General features: G+C 63.0%; 20 protein-coding genes. 14 read left to right on the forward strand and 6 right to left on the reverse strand.

From position 1 onward, the window contains the following. The first annotated feature begins 17 nt into the window (after positions 1 to 17). The 4 genes from MacB4_RS08385 to MacB4_RS08400 all read left to right on the forward strand — a co-directional run bounded on the left by MacB4_RS08385 (position 18) and on the right by MacB4_RS08400 (position 3,620). Complete coding sequence (locus MacB4_RS08385; protein ID WP_206863405.1) at positions 18 to 650, forward strand: aminodeoxychorismate/anthranilate synthase component II; 633 nt, start codon at positions 18 to 20, stop codon at positions 648 to 650. A 17-nt stretch (positions 651 to 667) separates the two neighbouring features. Continuing rightward, positions 668 to 1,924 (forward strand): Glu/Leu/Phe/Val dehydrogenase, encoded by a 1,257-nt coding sequence (locus MacB4_RS08390; RefSeq protein WP_206863406.1) that lies wholly within the window; start codon positions 668 to 670, stop codon positions 1,922 to 1,924. Positions 1,925 to 2,001: 77 nt separating this feature from the next. Then, a complete protein-coding gene (locus tag MacB4_RS08395; RefSeq protein ID WP_242529201.1) occupies positions 2,002 to 2,925 on the forward strand; it encodes a dienelactone hydrolase family protein in 924 nt (307 codons plus the stop codon). After that, on the forward strand, positions 2,922 to 3,620 hold the full coding sequence (locus MacB4_RS08400) for a biotin/lipoate A/B protein ligase family protein (RefSeq protein ID WP_206863408.1): 699 nt from the start codon (positions 2,922 to 2,924) through the stop codon (positions 3,618 to 3,620). The genes MacB4_RS08395 and MacB4_RS08400 overlap by 4 nt, the downstream gene beginning before the upstream one ends. 27 nt (positions 3,621 to 3,647) lie before the next feature. Here MacB4_RS08400 and ald read toward each other — a convergent pair whose 3' ends face one another. After that, positions 3,648 to 4,757, reverse strand: a complete 1,110-nt coding sequence (gene ald, locus MacB4_RS08405) for an alanine dehydrogenase (RefSeq protein ID WP_206865005.1) — start codon at positions 4,755 to 4,757, stop codon at positions 3,648 to 3,650. Between the two features lie 147 nt (positions 4,758 to 4,904). Here ald and MacB4_RS08410 point away from each other — a divergent pair, with 147 nt between their 5' ends. Continuing rightward, positions 4,905 to 5,483, forward strand: coding sequence for an NADPH-dependent FMN reductase (locus MacB4_RS08410; RefSeq protein WP_206863409.1), 579 nt, complete (start codon positions 4,905 to 4,907; stop codon positions 5,481 to 5,483). Between the two features lie 4 nt (positions 5,484 to 5,487). On the opposite strand, the gene glgA is transcribed toward MacB4_RS08410, so the two are convergent. Continuing rightward, positions 5,488 to 6,912: a glycogen synthase GlgA gene (glgA, locus tag MacB4_RS08415; protein WP_206863410.1), complete on the reverse strand. Its 1,425-nt coding sequence runs from the start codon at positions 6,910 to 6,912 to the stop codon at positions 5,488 to 5,490. A gap of 225 nt (positions 6,913 to 7,137) precedes the next feature. Here glgA and MacB4_RS08420 point away from each other — a divergent pair, with 225 nt between their 5' ends. Genes MacB4_RS08420 through MacB4_RS08435 form a run of 4 tightly spaced genes read left to right on the forward strand, consistent with a single transcriptional unit; the run spans position 7,138 to position 10,635 of the window. Continuing rightward, a complete protein-coding gene (locus tag MacB4_RS08420; protein WP_206863411.1) occupies positions 7,138 to 8,115 on the forward strand; it encodes a PhoH family protein in 978 nt (325 codons plus the stop codon). After that, a complete protein-coding gene (locus tag MacB4_RS08425; RefSeq protein WP_206863412.1) occupies positions 8,112 to 9,755 on the forward strand; it encodes an HD family phosphohydrolase in 1,644 nt (547 codons plus the stop codon). The genes MacB4_RS08420 and MacB4_RS08425 overlap by 4 nt, the downstream gene beginning before the upstream one ends. Further along, a complete protein-coding gene (ybeY, locus tag MacB4_RS08430; RefSeq protein WP_242529202.1) occupies positions 9,739 to 10,080 on the forward strand; it encodes an rRNA maturation RNase YbeY in 342 nt (113 codons plus the stop codon). The genes MacB4_RS08425 and ybeY overlap by 17 nt, the downstream gene beginning before the upstream one ends. 3 nt (positions 10,081 to 10,083) lie before the next feature. Further along, complete coding sequence (locus MacB4_RS08435; RefSeq protein ID WP_206863414.1) at positions 10,084 to 10,635, forward strand: DNA repair protein RecO; 552 nt, start codon at positions 10,084 to 10,086, stop codon at positions 10,633 to 10,635. 20 nt (positions 10,636 to 10,655) lie between these two features. On the opposite strand, the gene MacB4_RS08440 is transcribed toward MacB4_RS08435, so the two are convergent. Both MacB4_RS08440 and MacB4_RS08445 read right to left on the reverse strand, forming a co-directional pair. Next, positions 10,656 to 12,785, reverse strand: coding sequence for an AMP-binding protein (locus MacB4_RS08440; protein WP_206863415.1), 2,130 nt, complete (start codon positions 12,783 to 12,785; stop codon positions 10,656 to 10,658). Positions 12,786 to 12,872: 87 nt separating this feature from the next. Beyond that, positions 12,873 to 13,979, reverse strand: a complete 1,107-nt coding sequence (locus MacB4_RS08445) for a glycoside hydrolase family 3 protein (protein ID WP_206863416.1) — start codon at positions 13,977 to 13,979, stop codon at positions 12,873 to 12,875. 109 nt (positions 13,980 to 14,088) lie between these two features. On the opposite strand from MacB4_RS08445, the gene MacB4_RS08450 reads away from it, so the two are divergent. Then, positions 14,089 to 14,391, forward strand: coding sequence for an acylphosphatase (locus MacB4_RS08450; RefSeq protein WP_206863417.1), 303 nt, complete (start codon positions 14,089 to 14,091; stop codon positions 14,389 to 14,391). Here the strand turns inward: MacB4_RS08450 and metE are convergent. Beyond that, positions 14,380 to 16,704, reverse strand: a complete 2,325-nt coding sequence (gene metE / locus MacB4_RS08455) for a 5-methyltetrahydropteroyltriglutamate--homocysteine S-methyltransferase (protein ID WP_206863418.1) — start codon at positions 16,702 to 16,704, stop codon at positions 14,380 to 14,382. The genes MacB4_RS08450 and metE overlap by 12 nt on opposite strands. A gap of 116 nt (positions 16,705 to 16,820) precedes the next feature. On the opposite strand from metE, the gene rsmA reads away from it, so the two are divergent. The 4 genes from rsmA to MacB4_RS08475 all read left to right on the forward strand — a co-directional run bounded on the left by rsmA (position 16,821) and on the right by MacB4_RS08475 (position 20,975). After that, positions 16,821 to 17,636, forward strand: a complete 816-nt coding sequence (gene rsmA / locus MacB4_RS08460) for a 16S rRNA (adenine(1518)-N(6)/adenine(1519)-N(6))-dimethyltransferase RsmA (protein WP_206863419.1) — start codon at positions 16,821 to 16,823, stop codon at positions 17,634 to 17,636. A gap of 210 nt (positions 17,637 to 17,846) precedes the next feature. Beyond that, the gene (gene ilvN / locus MacB4_RS08465) at positions 17,847 to 18,326 is read left to right on the forward strand and encodes an acetolactate synthase small subunit (RefSeq protein ID WP_206863420.1); all 480 of its coding nucleotides are present in this window, start codon (positions 17,847 to 17,849) and stop codon (positions 18,324 to 18,326) included. A 19-nt stretch (positions 18,327 to 18,345) separates the two neighbouring features. Further along, entirely contained in the window at positions 18,346 to 19,401 is a 1,056-nt protein-coding gene (ilvC, locus tag MacB4_RS08470; protein ID WP_206863421.1) for a ketol-acid reductoisomerase, read from the forward strand. After that, positions 19,398 to 20,975, forward strand: a complete 1,578-nt coding sequence (locus MacB4_RS08475; RefSeq protein ID WP_206863422.1) for a 2-isopropylmalate synthase — start codon at positions 19,398 to 19,400, stop codon at positions 20,973 to 20,975. Before ilvC ends, MacB4_RS08475 begins: the two co-directional genes overlap by 4 nt. Before the next feature lie 149 nt (positions 20,976 to 21,124). Here the strand turns inward: MacB4_RS08475 and MacB4_RS08480 are convergent, their stop codons facing one another. After that, a complete protein-coding gene (locus MacB4_RS08480; protein WP_206863423.1) occupies positions 21,125 to 21,349 on the reverse strand; it encodes a hypothetical protein in 225 nt (74 codons plus the stop codon). Positions 21,350 to 21,370 lie beyond the last annotated feature (21 nt).

A 21,370-nucleotide genomic window follows, 5' to 3' on the forward strand; every position in this document is an offset into this window, starting at 1 on the left:
CTGGACTTCTCGCGCACATGCTGCTGGTGATCGATAACTACGATTCCTTTACCTACAACCTCGTCCAGTACTTCGGCGAGCTCGGGGAGGACCCCGTCGTGATCCGTCACGACGCGATCGATATTCCGGGCGTGGCCCGCTTGGCCCCGGATTGGATCGTCCTTTCGCCGGGGCCGAAGACACCGAGAGAGGCAGGCATCTGTTGCGAGGTGATTCGTTCCTTGGGGTCGAGCGTGCCGATCCTTGGGGTATGCCTCGGGCACCAGTGCATCGGTGAAGTCTTCGGGGGACGTGTCATCCGTGCCGAGCGCTTGATGCACGGCAAAACTTCTCCCATCCACCACCAGGGCCAAGGAATCTTTTCCGGAATTCCCTCTCCCTTCGAGGCGACCCGGTATCATTCGCTTTTGGTCGAGCGCGAGAGCCTTCCCGGCTGCCTGACGATCACGGCAGAGAGCGAGCGGGGGGAGATCATGGGCTTGCAGCATCGGAGCCTGCCGATCTATGGCGTGCAGTTTCATCCCGAATCGATTCTCACCCGGGAAGGAAAGCGGATTCTGGAGAATTTTCTCTGCCTGCACCCTGCCGCCCGCCGCAGGCCGGATGCAAGGGGTGGCAGCGAGTCCTCCAAGCCCAGACGTTCCGAGTAAGGGAGGGGGAACTCGCGATGCGCTTTCTTCTGGACAATCCCACTTTTGCCATGGCCTGCCGGCAGTTCGATCAGGCCGCGGATCTCCTCGAACTTCCGCGAGCCCTGCGGGAGCGGACGAAGTGGCCGAAGCGGATGGTAGCCGTTGCGGTTCCGGTGCGCATGGATTCGGGGGAGGTGAGCGTCTTCAACGGATACCGCGTGCAGCATCATCTTTCCTTGGGACCGACCAAGGGAGGGATCCGGTATGCTCCGGGCGTCGACCTAGGCGAGGTTTCCGCCCTCGCCATGTGGATGAGCTGGAAGTGCGCCTTGATGGGGCTCCCCTTCGGCGGAGCCAAAGGGGGGGTCGCTTGCGACCCGCAGATGCTCAGCCGAAGGGAATGCGAGGCGTTGACTCGGCGGTACACCCAGGAGCTCATCTCCTTCATCGGCTCCCGGTCGGATATCCCCGCCCCGGACTTGGGCACGGACGAGCAGATCATGGCCTGGATGATGGACACCTATTCCAATCACGCCGGCTATGCCGTCCCGGAGATCGTCACCGGGAAGCCGGTTTCGATCGGCGGGTCCCTGGGGCGACGGGAGGCAACGGGAAGAGGGGTCGCCTTCCTCGTCAATCGGGCGGTCGAGATGGGCAAGCTTGCCTCACCCGTGCGGGTGATCGTGCAAGGGTTCGGCAATGTGGGCTCCCATGCCGCGCTCGAGCTGGCTCGTACTGGGGCGAGCATCGTGGGGGTCTCCGATCGGACCGGAGCCGTCTATCGCTCCGGAGGGATCGATCTCGCGGGCCTGCAGCAGCACGTGGCGCGGCAGGGCGGAGTTCGAGGATTTCCGGAAGCCGAGCCGATCGACGATCGGGAGATCCTGCTTCAGCCGTGCGATGTCCTGATCCCGGCCGCCGTGGAACGGGTGATCACCGAGGATATCGCAAGGAAGGTCCAATGCCGCATCCTGGCGGAAGGAGCCAACGGCCCGACGACGCCGGAAGCGGACGAGGTGTTGGCAGAGCGTCCCGAGATCTTCGTCCTGCCAGACATCCTTTGCAACGCGGGGGGGGTGGTGGTGAGCTACTTCGAGTGGGTGCAGGATCTGCAGAGCTTTTTCTGGTCGGAGCGGGAGGTGTATGACGCGCTCAACCGCATGCTGACGGACGCCCTCGCAAAGATTCTCAAGCGGGCGGAGAGGGAGAAGGTCTCCACGCGAATGGCCGCCTTGATGATCGGGATCGAGCGGGTTGCAGCGGCCAAGAAGCTTCGAGGCCTTTTCCCCTGAGTCGTCTTTTTGCTTGCTCCGGAGTGACGTCGTGGGATGCTTGCATAAGCACTCCAACGTGCATGATTGCCTCGGCCGTGCGTGGTCTACCCCTTCTGATTTCAGTTGGTTCTCTCTTCGCCATAGCCGCTTTCGGTCAGGAGAAAGCAGGAAAGCCCGGAACGACCCCGACCGCCGACGCGCTCGAGCCTTCTGCTTCCCCTGACTCGCCTCCCCCTCCGCCAGCGACTCCCGCTCCGGTCGTCGAGACCGCAAAGCCCGCGCTCCGAGGGGCGATGGTGCGATTGAGCGATTTCGGAACCGATGATGTGGCCTATCTCTCGATTCCCGACAGCCCTCCGGTGGCCGCGGTCGTCTTGGTCCCCGGCATGTGGGGGCTCGATGACTGGATCAAGCTCAGTGCCGACCGGTTGGCCCGCCAGGGTTTCGTCGCGCTCGCGGTGGATCTCTTCAACGGTCAGGTTCCCACCGATGCGCGGATCGCCTCGGACTTGGAACGAGGCCTTCGCGGAGAGTCGACTTTCCGCGTCATCCGAGCGGGCATCCGGTTCGTGCGCGAGAGTCCGCGATTCCGAACGGATCGGGTGGCGCTCATGGGCTGGGAGATCGGTGCGGGCTTTGTGCTCGAAATGCTTTTGACCGAAAAGGGGATCGACGCCGGAGTCTTGTTTTACGGCCCCCTCGAGCTTGATCGGGGAAAGCTGGCCAAGCTCAAGGTGCCGGTCTGCGGGATTTACGGGGACCGCGACCCTTCGATTCCCAGGGAGGAACTGCTTCGGTTCACCAAGATCGTGGAGGAAGAGCACAAACCCTTCGACTTGCACGTCTTCCCTGCGGGAACCAGCTTTGCCGATCCGCGGAGTGCCGGCTTCGATCCGGTCAGTGCGGAGGCAGCGTGGAACATGGCCGCACACTTTCTCGATCACCATCTTGCGGAAAGCGTGAGCAGCAAGAAGGATGGGGGGTGGCGCGATCTCTTTCGCATGAGCGAAAAGAAATGACGCTTCCGCACGCTTCCCAGGAGGACGACGGGGCCGTGCGTTGGCGGCTCCTCCGGCATGGTCCCGGGAGAGGCGCCTGGAACATGGCCGTTGACGAGGCCCTCCTCCGCTCCTCTCCCCATCCCCTCCTCCGAATCTACGAATGGGAGGAGGATGCCGTCAGCATCGGCTACTTTCAGCCATGGGAGGAGGCTCCCGCGGGCAGGCCCTTCGTTCGTCGCTGGACCGGAGGGGGGCTCGTCGATCATGCGGCGGACCTGACCTACACCGTGATCGTCCCGCGCTCTCACCCTGTAGCCCATCTCTCGACCTTGGACGCGTACCGGCTCTTCCACGCGGCCGTTTGTCAGGCGCTGCTCTCGCTTGGATGTTCCGCCGAATTGGCCACGGAGAGCGACGGTGGTCCTTCGACCCGCTGCTTCGCCCGCCCGGTCCGTTTCGACGTGATGAGGGAGGGAAAGAAGGTTGCCGGAGGTGCCCAGAGGCGGACCCGCGAAGGGCTCCTTCATCAAGGCAGCATCCTTTGGCCCGAGGAGGCGGAACGCTCTCGAATCGCTGCTGCTCTCCCTTGGGGCCTCGCTTGCTCGATCGGGGCGCATCTTCTCTCGGACGAGCTTACCCCCGAGGAACTGCGGCTGGCCGCGCGGCTCGAGCGCGAGCGATACGCCACCGACTCGTGGAATCGGCAGTGGTAAAGGTGGTGAGGAACCAGTAGGCCGGGGTTAGCGAAGGATCCTCTTGGGATCGATCGCCTTCCATCCGAAGGCCTCGGCGACGCCCGGGCAGGTCACCTCCCCGCCGATCGTGTTGATCGAGGAACGGAGCTCCGCATGCGTTTTCGCGGCGGCGATTCCTGCCGAAGCGAGGATCAGGATCCAGGGAAGGGTCGCGTTGGTGAGCGCAAAGGTCGAGGTCCGAGGGACGGCGGAGGGTATGTTGGCGACCGCATAGTGGAGGATGCCCTCCACGGAGAAGACCGGATCGTCGTGCGTAGTGGGATGCGTGACGGTTTCGATGCAACCGCCTTGATCGATCGAGATGTCCATGACCACCGATCCCCGCCTCATCTGTTGCACCATCTGGCGGGACACGACCTTTGGCGCCCGAGAGCCGGGTACGAGGACCGCTCCGATTGCCAGGTCCGCCCGCTCGAGCTCCTCTGCCAAATAGTACGGGGTGACCACGGCGGTGCGGATCCGGCCTCCGAAGAGATCGTCGAGAAAGCGCAAGCGGATGGGGCTCTGATCGAAGAGCAGGACCTCGGCTCCCATGCCCGCGGCGATGCGAGCTGCCTGCGTACCGACCGTTCCTCCTCCAAGGACGACCACCCGTCCGGGAGGAACGCCGGGTACTCCGCCGAGAAGAATTCCGGATCCTCCCTGCGCGCTTTCGAGAAAATGCGCTCCCGCTTGCACGGCTACCCTTCCGGCCACCTCGCTCATCGGGATGAGCAGAGGCAAGCTCCCATCGGGGAGCTGCAGCGTCTCGTACGCCAAAGCCGTCACGCCGCGGGAAGCCATCGCTTCCGTCAGGGAACGGCTCGCGGCCAGATGCAGATAGGAAAACAGGAGCAGTCCCTTGCGGAGGAACGCGAGCTCCGACTCGGCCGGCTCTTTGACCTTTACGACGAGATCGGATTGCCAACATCCTTCCCAATCGCCGATTTGCGCTCCCGCACGGGAGTATTCCGCATCGGAGAAGCCGCTCAGGAGGCCGGCTTCGGTTTCGACCGTGACGGTGTGGCCGGCTTGTATTAGCGCGTGGGCACCGGCAGGGGTGAGCGCGACCCGATTTTCTCCTTCTTTTCGCTCCTTGGGGACACCGATGCGCATGGTCATGGTCCTTTTGAGGTTGCGGGCAACAAAGCAGGCCACGAGGAGATCGACAAGCCTTTTTGCGATTCCCTGGAGAGCGATTTCGCTCCCTCTTGGGAGCGTCGGCTTGCCTTTGGTCGGGAAAACCCCTCACCATGAAGCGTCGTGATAGCGATCGTGATCGGAACGAACCGATTGGGAAGCCGGACGCGGCTCGTCGGCGCCCAACTGGTCCGTCTCTACACGGCGCTGGGAGAGCCAGCGCATCCGATTGATCTGGGGCTCCTGCCGGTCGAGGTGGGGGGCTCTCGCGCATACGCGGAGAAGCCGGAGGAAGTCAGCCGGTTCGCTTCCATCCTGGGCGCGGCGCGGGGCCTGGTCGTCGCTCTGCCGGAATATAACGGGAGCTTCCCCGGCATCCTGAAGCTCTTCCTCGATCTTCTGCCGCATCCCAGCCCCCTGGAAGGCAAGCCGATCTGCGTGGTCGGCATAGCGCGCGGCCGGTTTGGCGGCTTGCGCGCGGTCGAGGATCTGCAGAGGCATCTCCTCTACCGGAGAGCCTATCTCTATCCCCAATCGGTTCTTCTCTCGGATATCGACCAGCTTCTCGGGACAGGGGCGAGGCTCGAGGATCCGGCCGCTCTCAAACGCCTGCAGGAGCAGGCGGAAGGGTTTGTCCGCTTTGTGGACAGGCTTGTCCCTCCTGCGGAGAGCCGGGACAAGACGCGCCTGGATTCGCCCTGATCGCTCACTCGACCAGCTGACGATAGAGCTTTTCGTAGGACTCCGCACTCTGCTCCCAGGAGAATTCCCGCCGCATCGCCTCCTGGCGCATCGCCTGGAGAGCGGCGGGGTTCTGGTAAACGGCTTTTGCCTTTCGCACGGCTTCGGAAAAGGCACCAGCGGTCGGGGCCTGAAAGAGAAAGCCCGTACCCCGCGCCTCCGCCGGATCCCAAGGGACGATGGTATCGGCTAAACCCCCTGTTTCGTGCGCGATCGGGAGCGTGCCGTAACGAAGAGCATAGAGCTGGGTGAGCCCACACGGCTCGAAAAGAGAGGGCATGAGCAGGAAGTCGGAGCCGGCCAGGAGGAGGTGAGCAAAGGCCTCGTCGAACCCGATCTGCACCGCAACGCTTTTGGGGAATAGGCGGGTCAGGTCTCGCAGCCTCTCCTCCAAGCCGGGATCACCCTCTCCCAGCACGACGAGGCGTCCGCCTTCCTTTCGGAGCTCGTCGGCGACCTCGAGCACCAGCGGGATCCCTTTCTGCTCGGTGAGCCGGGAGATCAGGCAAAAGAGCGGAGCCCGGAAGGGCTCCCATCCCACCTGCTTCGCAAGGCGGTCCTTCGAGAGCTGCTTGGCGCCGGGGCTGCTCGCCGAGTAAGGCGCAGGCAGCAGCGGATCCCGTGCGGGGTCCCAACGGCTGTAGTCGGCGCCATTGAGGATTCCAGAGAGCTTGTATCTCCTTTCCCGGAGGACCTCGGCTAGCCCGCAGCCGAATTCCGGCGTCTGAATTTCCTCGGCATAACGTGGGCTCACCGTGGTGAGACGGTCGGCAAAGACAATGGCCGCCTTCAAGCAGTTGATGTGCTGGTGGAACTCGATTCCGGCGGGAGAGAAGTAGTCGGTGGGGAGGTTGGTCAACGGGAAGTCCAATCCCCAAAAGTTGCCCTGGTAGGCGAGGTTGTGAATCGTGAACACCGTTCGGAAGGGGAGACGTTCCGAGCGCACGAAGGCCGGAACGAGGCCGGTGTGCCAATCGTGGAGATGGAGGATTTCCGGTTTCGGACGAACATGGCGGGCGAGCCGGGGAACGATCTTGGAAAAGAAAAAGAAGCGGCTCGCGTTGTCGGTGTAATCTCCCCCGGGGGGGCCGTAGAGGTAGGTCCGATCGAAAAACTCCTCCTTCTCGACCAGGAAGAGGCGGATCTCCCGATCGGTGCGACCTTCCCAGATCCGGGCGCTCTGCAGGCTGGTACCCAGGGGCACGCTCAAGGTCAGATCGGTGGGACGCAGCTCCGGGAGCGTTTCCCGGATCGACCGGAAGAGCGGGAGCACGCAGGCGACGGAATGGCCCCGCTGGCGCAACGCTGCCGGAAGCGCGGCCAGCACATCGGCTAGTCCGCCCGTCTTCGCATAGGGAGAAAGCTCCGTGGCGGCAAAGAGGAGGTTCATGTTCGTTGCGGGTCCAGATGGAGTGGGCGTAGGGGCCGGATTTCGATTTGCACGAGTGAGGGCTTGAAGATAGTTTATTTCCGGATAAAAAGATTGAATCGAAATGTCAAAGGCTTGCGCCTTGGCTCGGCAGTTCCGTGATCGTTGCTTCCTCGTCTCGCATCCGTCCGCGAGACCGCTCGAGCCGGTGGCTCCTGTCCTGCGGAGGGTCTTGACGCAAGGGCGATGACACGGGAGACCCTTGCGTTCGACGGGCCGAGGGATGTAGCGGCAATCCTCGGAAATGAATCGAAGAATATTCGCATTCTCGAAGAGGCGTTCTCGGTAAAAGTGACCACGCGAGAAGGATGGGTCCGCATCGAGGGGGAAGCCGACGGAGTCGCGAAGGCGACGCAAGCCTTCCGCCAGCTCGAAGATGCTCGCCATCATGGCGTGAACATCGGAAAAGAGGAGTTGCGATACACCGTGGATGCCGTAGGACGAGGGGACGGGATCGATCTGGCCACCTTGTACAAGCAGGGCTTACGCCCCTCCAGGAGCGGTGTGTCGATCGTAGCACGGACCCCTGGTCAGCGGACCTATTTGGAGGCATTGCGCACTCATGAGCTCGTCTTTGGCGTAGGGCCGGCGGGGACGGGAAAGACCTATTTGGCGGTTGCTGCGGCCGTGGCGGCGCATCGGGCGCAAGAGGTGCAGCGGATTGTCTTGACGCGGCCTGCCGTGGAAGCGGGAGAGGCCTTGGGTTTTCTCCCGGGGCAGGTGGAGGAAAAGGTCTTCCCCTATCTTCGTCCGCTGTACGATGCGCTCGAGGATATGCTTCCTCCGGAGGAGTTGCAGCGTTATCTGAGCCGAGGTTGGATCGAGATTGCCCCGCTCGCGTTCATGCGAGGGCGGACCCTGGCTCACTGCTTCGTGATCCTGGACGAGGCCCAAAACACGACGCCGGAGCAGATGTTCATGCTCCTGACACGCATGGGTCCGGACTCCCGCTGTGCGGTCACGGGCGATCCCACGCAGATCGACCTTCCCCGGGGCCGACGATCCGGTCTGCTGGAAGCGATCGCCGCCCTCCGCGGACAGAGCGGCATCTCGATTTGTGAACTCTCGGAAGGGGACGTGCTCCGTCACGATCTGGTGCGGCGAATCCTGGAGGCTTACCGAGCGCATCGGGAGCGAGCGGGGCTACGGGCGGACGGCGTATGAGCGTTTTCGAACGGTGGCGATTGATACGCAAGGGGCTCTCCTGTGGACGGTCTCGGCGTGCATCGAGCTCGCCCAAATGGCGGGAGAGGCTGGAGAAGGACCGGCGCGTTCGAGGATTCATCTTCGTCCTCTTTACCGCTCTTTGCGTTGTCTGCGGCAGTTGGCCTCACGCCCATCCGACCTATGCGGTGGCGCTGTTGACGACCGTCCTGGCGGCGGGGATCTTCATCCCGATGCGGATCGGGCTTCCCGACCTGTTCGGGAGCAATTCCCGCCTGGCGCTGGTGTTGACGGCCGTCCTCATCAACCTTTACGTCGGCAAAGCCGTTTACCTCTGGTCGATGCGCCAGCCGGGGGCAGAGTTCCATGCTCTCTACTTCTACGTCCCGACCGCCTTCGCTCCGCTGCTGACGACCTCGCTCCTCGGGGCTTTCCCTGGCCTCTTTACGGTGTTTGCTTCCTCCCTCTTCAGCGCGGTCTTGATCAATCAGAGCATTCCGCTGCTGGTGAACAACCTCGTGTCCGGATTTGTCGGCGTCTACATGACCCAGCGGGTTCATCGCCGCCGGGACATCATTCAAGCGGGCATGGCGGTGGGCTTGGTGAGCCTCGTCTGCGCCATGGCCTTTGGCTATGTGGGCGAGACGGAAAGCGACGTGCTGATCGAGCAGGGTGCCTGGAGCGTGGTCCTCGGTTTCCTGACCGGGGTTTTCGTCAATGCGATCTTGCCGTTCATGGAAGAGCTCTTTTGCGTGAATACCGATTTCACGTGGCTCGAGCTCTCCGATTTGAACCATCCTTTGCTGAGGCGACTCGCAACCGAGGCGCCCGGAACCTACCACCACAGCCTCATGGTGGCGAATCTGGCGGAAGCGGCGGCGCAGAAGGTCGGGGCCAACCCGGCTCTCTGTCGCGTAATGGCCTACTTTCACGACATCGGAAAGCTCGTGAACCCTCAATATTTCGTGGAAAACATCGATGGGGGTGAAAACCCCCACGACCGGCTCTCGCCCTCCTTGAGCGCGCTCGTCATCCTCTCCCATGTCAAGGACGGGGCAGAGCTGGCCCAGCGTTACCACTTGAAGCGGCCCATCGTGGATGGCATCGAGCAGCATCATGGCGACTCCCTCGTCTACTATTTCTATCAGCGGGCGCTGCGGACCATCGAGGACTGCAAGGCCGGGGTCCGAATCCTGGGGGCATCAGAAAAGGCGGTGCCGGGATTCGATGAGAGCCAGTTTCGTTATCCCGGACCCAAGCCGCAGAGCCGGGAAGCCGGGATCCTCATGCTCTCTGACGTAGTGGAAAGTGCGTCGCGCTGCTTGGAAAGACCGACGGCGCAGCGGATCGAGCAGATGGTGCGCGAGCTCGTCGAGAAAAAGCTTGCCGGCCATCAGCTCGACGAATGCGATCTCACGCTTAAGGAGTTGCATTCGATCGAGGAAAGCCTGAGCTTTACGTTGAAGACGATGTTGCACAGTCGCCTCCGCTATCCGCAGAAGGAACGAGATGGGATCGAAGCTCTCCGTCTACAATCGGCAGCGCCAAGTGCGCCTGTCTTGTCGGATCTTGCTACGGCAGTGGCAGATGGCGGTCCGACGGATCAGGACGCGAGGGAAGCCGTTGCCTCCGACCATTGAGCTTTCCCTGGTCTCCTCGCGAGCCATGGCGACTCTTCATGCCGAATGGCTTCAGGTGCCCGGGCCGACCGATGTCCTCTCTTTCGATTATGGAGAGGTGGTCGTCTGTCCTTGGGTCGCCAATAAGGAGGCACCTCGGCACCATCTGACGACCGAGGAGGAGGTGCTGCTCTATGGGATTCATGGTCTTCTCCACCTGGGAGGATGGGATGACCGATCTCCGGAGGATCGTCGGGCGATGGAGGCGGAGCAGCAGCGTCTTTTTGCCTTGGCGCGGGGAGCGGCCGCTCGCGCGGACTCTCGAAACTCCCCAGGGGAGCACTGAAGGATGGAGCGGGAGCGGCAGACGGAAGGCATCCTCCTGCGTCGGCATTCGTATTCCGAGAGCAGTTGGATCCTTGGCTGGCTGACCGCCGATCTGGGCTGGATTCATACTCTGGCCAAGGGGGCAAAAAAAGGGTCGGGTGGGCTTCGGGGGCCGCTCGATCTCTTTTATCTCTGCGAGATCGCAGTCCTCGCCCCTCGGACCGGAGATCTCTATCTCTTCCGGGAGGCGCGCGTCAGGAATCCCCTTTTAGCCCTCCGGAAAAGCTGGGCCACCTTCTCCTGCGCGCAATATTTCGGGGAGCTGGTTGGAGGCACCGTGGAGCGGGGCACGCCCTTGCCCGAGCTCTACGACTTGCTGCGCAAGGCGCTCACCTATCTGGAAGCGCATCCGCCCTCCCTGCTTCTGATCGAGCGCTTTGAGCGCCGGCTTCTCGAAGCCAGTGGCATGAGGGGAGCCGGGCTTCGCGCGCTCGGCGAGCTGTTGGGGGGCAGCGCTTCCCGGATTTTCGCCGCCAGGAAGAGGCTGCAAGAAGCTCTCGTGCCGGGGGGATAGCCGCCATGCTCCGAGGACGATCACTCCCCTTCGGAGAGCGCGATCTCCCGGATTTTTCGAAAATCGACCTTCCCGAGGGGAGTCTTTGGGATCTCCGGCCGGACGATCACCTTGCGAGGGCTCCAGAGCGCAGAGAGGCCTTGCGCGGTCAGCTTGCGCCGGATGGTCGACGCAACCAGGGGCCGAGTGGACAAAAGAACGAGCTCTTCCCCTCGCTTCCCATGCGGGATCCCGACGACTGCGACTTCCAGTCCTTCGCCAAGCTCGGGGCCGAAGGCGCGAAGAATCTCCTCTTCCACGGTTCCGTGAGGCACCATCTCTCCGGCGAGCTTGGAAAAGCGGCTGATCCGTCCTTCGATCTGAAGAAAGCCCGTTTCGTCCAAGCGTCCCACATCTCCGCTCACGAGCCAGCCCTCCGAGAGCGCACTTGCGGTGCGGACCGGGTCATCGAGATAGCCTGCGAAGATATTCGCCCCTCGAAAACAGAGGATCCCCCGTTCGACAAGCGGAAGATCGGCCCCGGTGTCGGGATGCCGGATCCGCAAGCTGATGCCGGGAGCCATTCGGCCGACCGTTCCCGGCCGGTTCCGCCCGCTATAGGCGGCGGTACCTGTTGGGTAACGAAGATCCATGAGGTTCGTCGAAATCACCGGAGAGGCTTCGGTCAGGCCATAGCCCTCGCAGACCGGGGTGCCAAACTTCGCTTGGAAGTCCGCCGCCAACGCTTGCGGAAGCTTTTCGGAGCCGACGATGACCAGGCGCAGGCTGCGCAGCTGATCGGGTGCCGCCTTTCGCAAGAGCGTTCGCAAGAAGGTGGGGGCCGTAATGAGAAGGTCGACCTGGTGAGCGTCGATCAACTGGGCGAGCTTGTCCGCCTCCGTCGGAGTTACGTAGGTGACCGCGTGCGGGCCGCCCATGAGTGGCCACCAGAGCGTGGCGGTGGCTCCGAAGCTATGAAAGACCGGTAGGCAGGCCAACAATCGCTCGATCCGGATCTGACCCAGGATCGCTTCGATCTGGCTCACGTTGGCCAAGAGATTTCGGTGCGAAAGGGCAACCCCCTTGGGATCGCCGGCCGTGCCGCTCGTAAAGAGAAGGGTGGCCTCCCGGTCCCCTCCGCGCGTGGGAATGTCTGCCATGCGAATGGCCAGCCTGGCCGGAGCATAAGCCGAGACCAGGAGGTCGCGGAGGAAGGAGAGGCGGGAAAAGCCGCTCAGAAGGCTTCGCAGGTCGACCGTCCGATCGGTCCAGGGAAAATCGGCCAGCTTTGCGCGGATGGCCTCCGCTGTGAGGATCGTCCGGAGGCCGGAATTGCGGATGGCCACGGCGTTCATCGTTCGTCCGGCCGTGAAGTTGAGGTTGACCGGGGTCTTCCCCGCCAGGAGGCAGGCAAGATTGGCGACCGCAGCGCCGATTCCATGAGGGAGAACAAGCCCGACGCGCGGCTCGGGCACAGCGCGGCGCAGCCACCGGGCGAGCCGGACACTGGCGCCGAGCAGCTTCCCTCCGGTCAGAGTTCGTCCTTCTTGGAAACCATCCGTGAGGATGACCTTGGATCGTGCTTGGCGCAGAGCCAGGAAACAGGCCAATCCGAGGCTTTCCTCGATTTCTGGCCTTGCGGAAAGCGCCCGCTCGCCCAAATCGAACCAGCTCTTGAGAAGCCAATCGAGAGAAGGGGTCGGGGAGGGACAGGGGGGACCGAGATAGACAAGGAAAGACTCCTTCCCTTTCCCCCCGCCGAGAGACCAGCGGCGCAGGAGGCGAACCCAGAGGAGGTCGACCCATGCGGGGCAGACCGGCCCTTGGTAGTCCTCGAATACCTTCTGGAAGATCGGGCTTGGGGGTTGGACCGTCTGGTCAGAGTCCGACCGGATGCCCTCCGCGAGGGCAACCGCGTCACCGGATCGGGTTCGCTCGCGGATCATCCGCGCGATCGCGGGAGCTTCCTCCTCCGTAAACACGCTCGCCCCGCTCCGCCGCAGGCTCCTGACCTCCTCCGCCGAAAGCCCAACCGCCGGTACAGCCAGGAGGAGAGGCCGGGGAAAGTCAACGGCCAAAGAGAGAAGAGACTCGAGCGAGGTGCCGGCGACGGCCAAGAGACAGCCGGTCGAAGGGAGCCATTCTTTTCCGAGCCAGCGGGAAGTCGACATCCGAAAGGAAAGAAACTGCGCTAGAACGCGGCTAATGGCAACTGCTTTGCAGGGGCGTTCCCAGAGAAGAGGGACCGATCCTTTCCCTCAGAAGGTTTCAACCGGGGAGCGTTTGGCGTCATTGAGCGTGGGAAGGCTTGCCCTTTCGGGCGAAAGGGCATCCGCCCGTAGCCGTCCCACCTGGATGTCGACGTGGACGAACTGTTCGAACGAAAAGGGGAGGGGATCGGCGAGCCGTTCGCGCAGGGCCTCAATCCGTCCTTCGGCCGGGGCTCGGATGGAGTCGGGCAATCGACTCAAGCGTTCGGCGACTTCCCATCCGAGTTGTGGTCGATGGCAGACGAGCAAGAGATCGTTGCCGGCACGAAGCGCGAGCTCGGCGGCATCCGGAAGAGCATGCTGATTGGCGATGGCTCCCATATCGAGGTCGTCGGTGACGATCAGGCCCGAATAGCGCCACCGCTGCCGAAGAACGCCGTCGACGACCGCCGGGGAGAGAGAGCTGGGCGCTCCGGAAGGATCCAGAGACGGACAGCGGACATGTCCGACCATGAGGGAGTCGCAAGCGGGAAGCAGCTCGCGAAACGGCTTCCACTCTTCCGACTCGAGTTGAAGCAGCGTCCGATCGAGGATGGGGAGGGTTTCGTGAGGATCGACCTGCACGAAGGTGTACCCGGGGAAGTGCTTGCCGCAGGAGAGAACCCCTTCGGCGTGCATGCCCTCTACAAAGGCGGCAGCGAATCGAGCGACTTCGTCCGGAGTCCGGCCATAGCACCGGTTCCGGAGGGAGTTGTCGGCCTCGTCGTCGATGCCGAGATCCAGCACGGGAGCGAGATTCCAGTTGAGGCCGAAGAGCCGAAGGAGCTGGCCGGTGAGCGTTCCATGGCGTTGGATGAGGGAGAGATCCCCGCGCTCACGCAGGTCGCGGGCGCTCGGCGGCTCGATTCCAATCTGCCGGAGGCGGGAGACGCGGCCGCCTTCCTGGTCCATGGCGAGGAAGGGGCGGAAGGGCAGAAGCCCGCGCAGCTCGTCGACGAGGGCACGGAACTGCTCCGGCGAGCGGATGTTCCGGCTAAAAAAAATAAATCCCGATGGGTGAATGGCCTGCACGAGCTCCCGCGTGGCCGAGTCGACTTCTGTCCCGGGAATCCCCAGGATCAGAAACCTCCCGCCGTCGATGAACGAATCAGACATGGGCTTCTTACCTCCGTTGGGAAACATTGTCCTTCGGCATCGGGAGCGATAGGTTGACGGGTGCGCCGCGCGTTCGAGAACGCGATCGGCGGGGTCCGGCGTTTCCCGCATGAAGAAACGGTTGCGCGCCATCTACTCGGGTAGGGTCCAAGGGGTCGGTTTCCGCGCGACGGTGGCTCGCATCGCGCGAACCCTGCCTTTAGAAGGGTGGGTCTGGAATCGGCGGGACGGCTGTGTCGAGCTGCTCGTCGAAGGAGAGGAAAGCGCCATAGCTCAGTTGTTGCAGGGCGTCGCGATGACCCCCCCCTTGGCCTCGGGGATCGAATCCGTCGAGGCCGTCTGGGAAGAGCCCGCAGGAGACCTTCGCGGGTTCGTCATCGCTTGGGAAGAGGGCCCCCTTTCAGGACGTTGATCCCCCCTTTTCCGCCAGCTCCTTCCGGAGAAGCTTGGCTGCTTCCACCATGTGACGCAGGGAGGGGACGACTTCCGCCGCACTCCGTGTCTTGAGTCCGCAGTCCGGATTGACCCAGAGGGCCGCCGCAGGAAGGACTGCCAAGGCGCGCCGCATCGCTGCGACCATCTCCTCCACCGAGGGGATCCGAGGCGAATGAATATCCCACACGCCGGGGCCGATCTCGTTGGGATACCGGAAGTGGACGAAGGCATGAAGCAGCTCCAGGCTGGAGCGGCTGGCTTCGATGGAAATGACATCGGCATCCAGGGCGGCGATCGCGTCAATGATGTCGTTGAACTCCGAATAGCACATGTGTGTGTGGATCGCCGTCGCATCCGCAACGACGCTGGCACTCAGGCGGAAGGCTTCGACCGCCCAGGTGAGATAATCGGGCCAATCAGCCCGGCGGAGCGGAAGTCCCTCTCGCAGGGCAGGTTCGTCGATTTGAATGACCGAGATCCCGGCCCGTTCCAAATCGGCGACCTCATCCCGGATGGCCAAGGCGATCTGACGGGCCGTAGAGGACCGGGGCTGGTCGTCACGAACGAAGCTCCATTGGAGGATGGTGATCGGGCCGGTCAGCATTCCCTTCATCGGCCGTTGCGTGAGCGATTGAGCGAACTGCGACCAGCGCACCGTCATCGGCTTCGGCCGCGACACATCGCCGAAGATGATCGGAGGCTTGGTGCAGCGGGAGCCGTAGCTCTGCACCCATCCGTTTTCGGTGAAGGCAAAGCCGCCGAGCTGCTCTCCGAAGTACTCGACCATGTCATTGCGCTCGAATTCGCCATGCACAAGAACGTCGAGGCCGATCTCTTCCTGCAGCGCGACGACCCGTCGGATTTCTCCTTCCAGGAACGATTCGTATTCGGCGGTCGTCAGCCCTCCGGCACGCCACCGCGCTCGAGCTTTCCGCACCTCGGATGTCTGAGGGAAGGAGCCGATCGTGGTGGTGGGGAGCAGCGGCAGGGGATGGAGGCTCCGCTGCGCCTTCCTCCGCGTAGGGTAGCGGCTCTTCCGCTGGAGGTCGAGGGGTCCGATCGCGGCCACGCGCTGCGCGACTGCGGGATCGTGCACCCGACGGCTCGCTCGACGAGACTCCTGGATCCGCCGATTCTCCTCGAGGGCGGGCAGGGAAGCGGGATCGTGGACGGCGAGGCGGGCCAGGAGGTGTACTTCGCGGAGCTTTTCGTCGGCGAAGGCGAGCCAGCTGCGCAATTCCGGATCGAGGCGCTTTTCCGCTTCCAGGCTCACCGGGACGTGAAGCAGGGAGCAAGAGGGCGCGAGCCAAAGGCGATCGTGTCCCAGCACGGCGAGGGCGCGCTCGATGGAGCGGAGCGATGCGGAGAGCGCGTTGCGCCAGACATTCCGTCCGTCGACAATCCCGAGCGAAAGGATCATGCCTGGCGGAATCCTGCTCAGGACGCTTTCCAGCTCCGAGCCCCCCCGCGTGGCGTCCCAGTGCACGGCGTCGACCGGCAGGGAGAAGACCGCCTCGAGGTTGTCCCGCAACGGACCGAAGTAGGTGGCCAGGAGCATCCGGAGATTGGGGGCTGCCGCCCGGAGTCCGCGATAGGCGATGCCGACCGCATCCTGAAAGGCGGGCGAGAGATCGAGCACCAGTGCGGGCTCGTCGATCTGAATCCATTCGCATCCCAGCTCGCCGAACTGCCGCAGGATCTCCTGATAGACGGGCAGAAGGGCGGGAAGAAGCAAGGCCGCGTCCCCGTTTCCCTCCACCTTGGAAAGGCGGAGAAAGCTGATCGGGCCGAGAAGCACCGGCTTCGCGGGAAAGCCCGCTTGGCGCGCCTCGAGAAAGTCGATGAAAGGCTTGCGGGAGGAGAGACGAAAGGCTTGATCCGGTGTAAGCTCGGGAACGATATAGTGGTAGTTGGTGTCAAACCACTTCGTCATCTCCATCGGAGCAATGCCTTGGGAGCCATGCCCATGCTCGCGCTCGAGCAGGCCGCGAGCCATCGCGAAGAGCTGATCGACGGAGACCTCCTCTCCGAACGAGCCGAATCGGCGAGGGACCGCACCCACGAGGGCAGCCGTGTCCAGGACGTGGTCGTAAAGGCTGAAGTCCCCGGTCGGGATCCAACGCATTCCGGCCGCTTTCTGACGGGTCCAAGCCTGGTGGCGAAGGTCGGAAGTCGTTTGCAAGAGCGAATCGAGCGGCGAATCTCCCCTCCAGTAGGATTCGACCGCTCGCTTAAGCTCGCGGTGGGGGCCGATCCTGGGATAGCCTAGATTGTGGGCAGTGAGCTCCATGGGGAGCCCATAACAGAGTGCACCGGGAATCGCAAGGAAGGTTTTTGCGGCCTCCGGGCCCTTTCCGTCCGTGAGCAGCCGGGCGTCGAGGGGAAGAGGGGGAGTCGCAAGGAAGGATGAGCATACGAGAGATCCGGGAACAGCTCGCCTCGTCTGCGCTGCGCCCGCAGCGCCGATTCGGCCAAAACTTCCTCCACGACCGGAACATGGCCTGTTGGATCGTCGACTCCGCGCTTCAAAACCTTTCCCTGCCGTGGCGGGTTTGGGAGGTCGGACCTGGCCTGGGGGTCCTGACGGCACTTCTGTTGGAGAGAGGGGCCGGGGTTCGCGCGGTCGAGATCGACCGTGGGCTTGCGGGGATCTTGCGCGATCGCTTTCGGGGCGAGGCGCGCTTTCAACTCTGCGAAGGGGATGTGTTGCGAGAGGAATGGCCCGATCCCGTGGCCGACTGGATCCTGATCGGTAACCTGCCCTATTCGATTTCCGGGCCATTTCTCGCTTCCCTCTTCCGGCAAAGGGCTTCCTTCCGCCGCGTCGTCGTGACCCTCCAGCGCGAGGTGGCCGAGCGGCTCGTGGCCAAGCCGAGGCAGGATGCCTACGGAAGCCTTTCGGTCATGGGTCAATCCACCTATCGGGTGGACATCCGAAAGCGGCTGCCCCCGTCGGTCTTCTATCCGGCTCCGAAAGTGGAGTCGGCGCTGATCTGCCTCGAGCCCTTGGGGGAGGTGCGGATTCCTCCAGAGGACCGGGAAGACTTTTGCTCCTTCGTGCGCGAGAGCTTCCAGCAGCGGCGGAAGAGCTTGGGAAGACGGTGGAGTCGTGGGGAGCGGCGGCGTCCGGAGGAGTTGAGCGTCGCCGAGTGGGTGTCGGCCTACCGGGAATTGCGGAAGGCGGCTCCGGCGGAAACGGGAGGATCTTTTGGTTTGACCTGACCAGGAAGCGAATATAAAAAGGAGAGGAAATGAGGCCGCACAGGCGATCGGACACGCGATTGGTTTTGTTCGGGAGACTAGCGGTCTCCTGAAAAGGGCGTGGATCCCGCACCAACGGCAGAGCAGGAAGCATCCCGCCTTTCCAAAGAAAGGGCGGGTTTTTTGTTTATGGATCAGGGGAACCTTCCCGGAAAGGAACCGGAAGCGCGAATGCGGCACACCATTTCGGTGCTGGTAGCGAACCGATTTGGGGTGCTCACCCGAATCGCGGGCCTGTTTAGTGGGCGTGGATACAATATCGACACCTTGAACGTCGGTCCGACGCATGACGAAAAGGTCTCCCGGATGACGATCGTCGTCAAAGGGGATGACAAGGTGCTCGATCAGGTAACGCGGCAGCTCAATAAGCTGGTGGATGTCATCGCCGTTCAGGATTTTCGCGAGGGGGAATCCATCGATCGCCAGCTGATCCTGGTGAAGGTCAAGAGCACGGAGCGTTCCAGGGCAGAGCTCATGCAGATCTGCGACATCTTCCGCGCGAAGATCGTGAACGTGGAGCCGGAGGATCTGACGATCGAGATCACGGGTGACGAGAGCAAGGTGGAGAAGTTCCTCTACTTGATGAGCAGCTTTGGAATTCTCGATATTTCCCGGACCGGGAAGATTGCCTTACCGAGGCAAGGAAAATAGCAAGGAGGAAACGGAGGCTATGGCGGCGAAGATCTATACGGAGCAGGAGACGAGCCTGGCTCCGCTGCAGAATCGGGTGTTCGGCGTGATCGGGTTTGGGTCGCAAGGGCATGCCCATGCGCTCAACTTGCGGGACAGCGGGATCGAGGTGATCGTGGGTCTTCCGGAGAAGAGTCGTTCGGTGGGCGTCGCGCGCGATCTCGGTTTCCCGGTTCAGCGGAATGGCGAGGTGGCGGCCAAGGCCGACGTGCTTTTCTTTGCCGCGCCCGATCTGGCGATTGCCGACATCTATTCGGCCGACGTCGTCCCGCATCTCCGGCCCGGGCAGACCCTGGGCTTCGCTCATGGGTTTGCCGTCCATTACCGGACGATCGCTCCCCCGGAAGAGGTCGACGTCGTCCTGGTGGCTCCCAAAGGCCCGGGCCACCTGGTGCGCCGGGAGTTCACCCAAGGGAAGGGGGTGCCCGCCCTCGTTGCCGTGGGACAGAACCCGTCCGGAAGAGCGCTCGAAACGGCTCTCGCCTGGGCCGCTGGCATCGGATCGGCTCGCGCCGGAGTGATCGAGACCAGCTTCCGGGAGGAGACGGAGACCGACCTCTTCGGAGAGCAGGCGGTGCTCTGCGGCGGAATGACGGCGCTGGTGCAAGCGGGGTTCGAAACCCTGGTCGAGGCCGGCTACCAGCCCGAGATGGCCTATTTCGAATGTCTCCACGAGATGAAGCTGATCGTAGATTTGATGTACGAAGCAGGAATCTCCGGCATGCGCTTTTCGATCTCGGAAACCGCCAAATGGGGGGATCTGACCGTCGGTCCGCAAATCATCGATGAGCACGTGCGCGAAACCATGCGGAAGGTCCTGGGCCGCATCCGGGATGGGAGCTTCGCGCGCGAATGGATCGCCGAGGCTCACGGAGGGAAGAAGCACTATCAGGAGCTTTTGCAACAAGGAGCGGGTCACCCGATCGAGCAGGTGGGCGAGCGGATGCGCTCTCTGATGCCCTGGTTGAAAAAACGGGACATGTCGGGGGCGCAGGCGGCCTACGAGAAGGGCTTGGGGAAAGGGGAAGCCACATGAAAGAGGCCAATCGAGTCACGATTTTCGATACCACGTTGCGCGATGGAGAGCAGTGCCCCGGGGCGAGCATGACGCCTCGGCAAAAGCTCGAGGTAGCGCGCCAGCTGGCGCGCCTCGGCGTTGACGTGATCGAGGCGGGCTTTCCAGTGATCAGCCAGGGAGATTTCGCCTCGGTCCGGGACATCGCCGAGCAGATCGAAGGTCCCAAGATCTGCGGGCTGGCGCGTTGCCTTGCCGCCGATATCGACGCTGCGGGAGAGGCGTTGCGGCCCGCGGGAAAGCGTGGACGGATTCACGTTTTTCTGGCGACCTCGTCGATCCATCGCGTGCACAAGCTGGCGAAGAGCCGGGAGGAGGTGATTCGCATCGCTGCCGAGGCGATCCGCCGAGCACGCGGCTTCGTCGAGGACGTGGAATTCTCTCCGGAGGATGCGACCCGGACCGAGCCCGACTTTCTCTTGCGTATCGTGACGGAGGCGATCGCCGCGGGAGCGAGCACGATCAACATCCCGGACACCGTGGGATACACCACGCCCGAAGAGTTTGCGGAGCGGATCCGCATGCTCCGGGAGGGAGTCCCCAACATCGGGATGGCCGTATTGAGCGTTCATTGCCACAACGACCTCGGCTTGGCGGTGGCCAACTCGCTGGCGGCGCTCCAGGCAGGGGCGAGGCAGGTCGAAGGGACGATCAACGGGATTGGCGAGCGGGCCGGGAATGCCGCGCTCGAGGAGATCGTAATGGCGCTCAACACGCGCCGCGATCTTTTCGGCGGGCTCGAAACGGGCGTCCATGCCAAGGAGATCGTTCGGACCAGCCGCCTGGTGGCCCGGATGTCCGGACTCCACGTCCAGCGCAACAAGGCGGTGGTTGGAGAAAATGCATTTGCCCATAGCGCTGGCATCCACCAGGACGGAGTCCTCAAGAAGCGAGAGACCTACGAGATCATGGACCCCACCGCGATTGGTTGGGGAGAGACCGAGCTTCCCTTGACGAAGCACAGCGGCAGGGCCGCCCTGGAAAAGAGGCTCGTGACCCTCGGGTTCGGGTTGAGCCGGGAGGAGATCGACGCCGTTTTCGGCAAGTTCAAGGAGATTGGAGACAAAAAGAAGTTTGTCTACGACGACGATCTGGTCGCTCTCGCCGAAGGGCAGATCACCAGGATCCAGGAAACCTTCGAGCTGGTCTACTGGAGCGTGTCGACGGCATTCCAGGGAGTGCCCACCGCCACGGTCCGCCTGCGCAAGGGAGCCGAAGTCTCGACCGATGCCGGAGTCGGGGGTGGATCAGTCGATGCGGCGATGAAAGCGATCGATCGGATCAGCGGACAGCATGGGCACTTGGTCGAGTACCGTGTGGAGGCTGTCACCGAAGGCAAGGACGCGATCGGCGAGGTTACGGTCCGGGTCGATTTCGGCGAAGGCAGGCTCATCACCGGAAAAGCGGCCTCCACCGATGTGGTCGAGGCGAGCGTCCGAGCCTATCTCAACGCGGTCAACCGTTCCTTCCTCTCCCGAACGGAGCTTCCGGGGAAAGAGGAAACCGCTCCGTCCCGAGAAGACAAGGTTGCTTAAGAGAGGAGGGCGCCGCCCGGGGGGCGCGTGCGGAAGCGCACTCTCTTGAGTCGACGGTGGGATCCCCTCTCTCGGTACGAAAGGAGCGGTGCCTCCGAGCTCTCGAAGCCAAGCTCCGTATGGACCAGGCCTCTGAGGCGGGGCGACGGTCAGGGGAGCGGGAGAGGCGGGGCGATCGGTGAGGGGGGTGGCTGATTTTCCGGGAGAAAGAGGGTGATCAGGCGGTGGAAGGTCACGAAGACCATGAGAAAGAAATAGCCGATCACAATGATCAGGATCAGTCCCGCCGTCATATCCCGACGCCGATGTGCGTGAACCGCATCGTGGTGTTCGTCGGCTCTCGCCACCCGGACCCCGTCATGATTGGTGTGCACAATGCAATTAAGACCCGTTTG

Source organism: Methylacidimicrobium sp. B4, assembly GCF_017310545.1.
Taxonomy (GTDB): Bacteria; Verrucomicrobiota; Verrucomicrobiia; order Methylacidiphilales; family Methylacidiphilaceae; genus Methylacidimicrobium.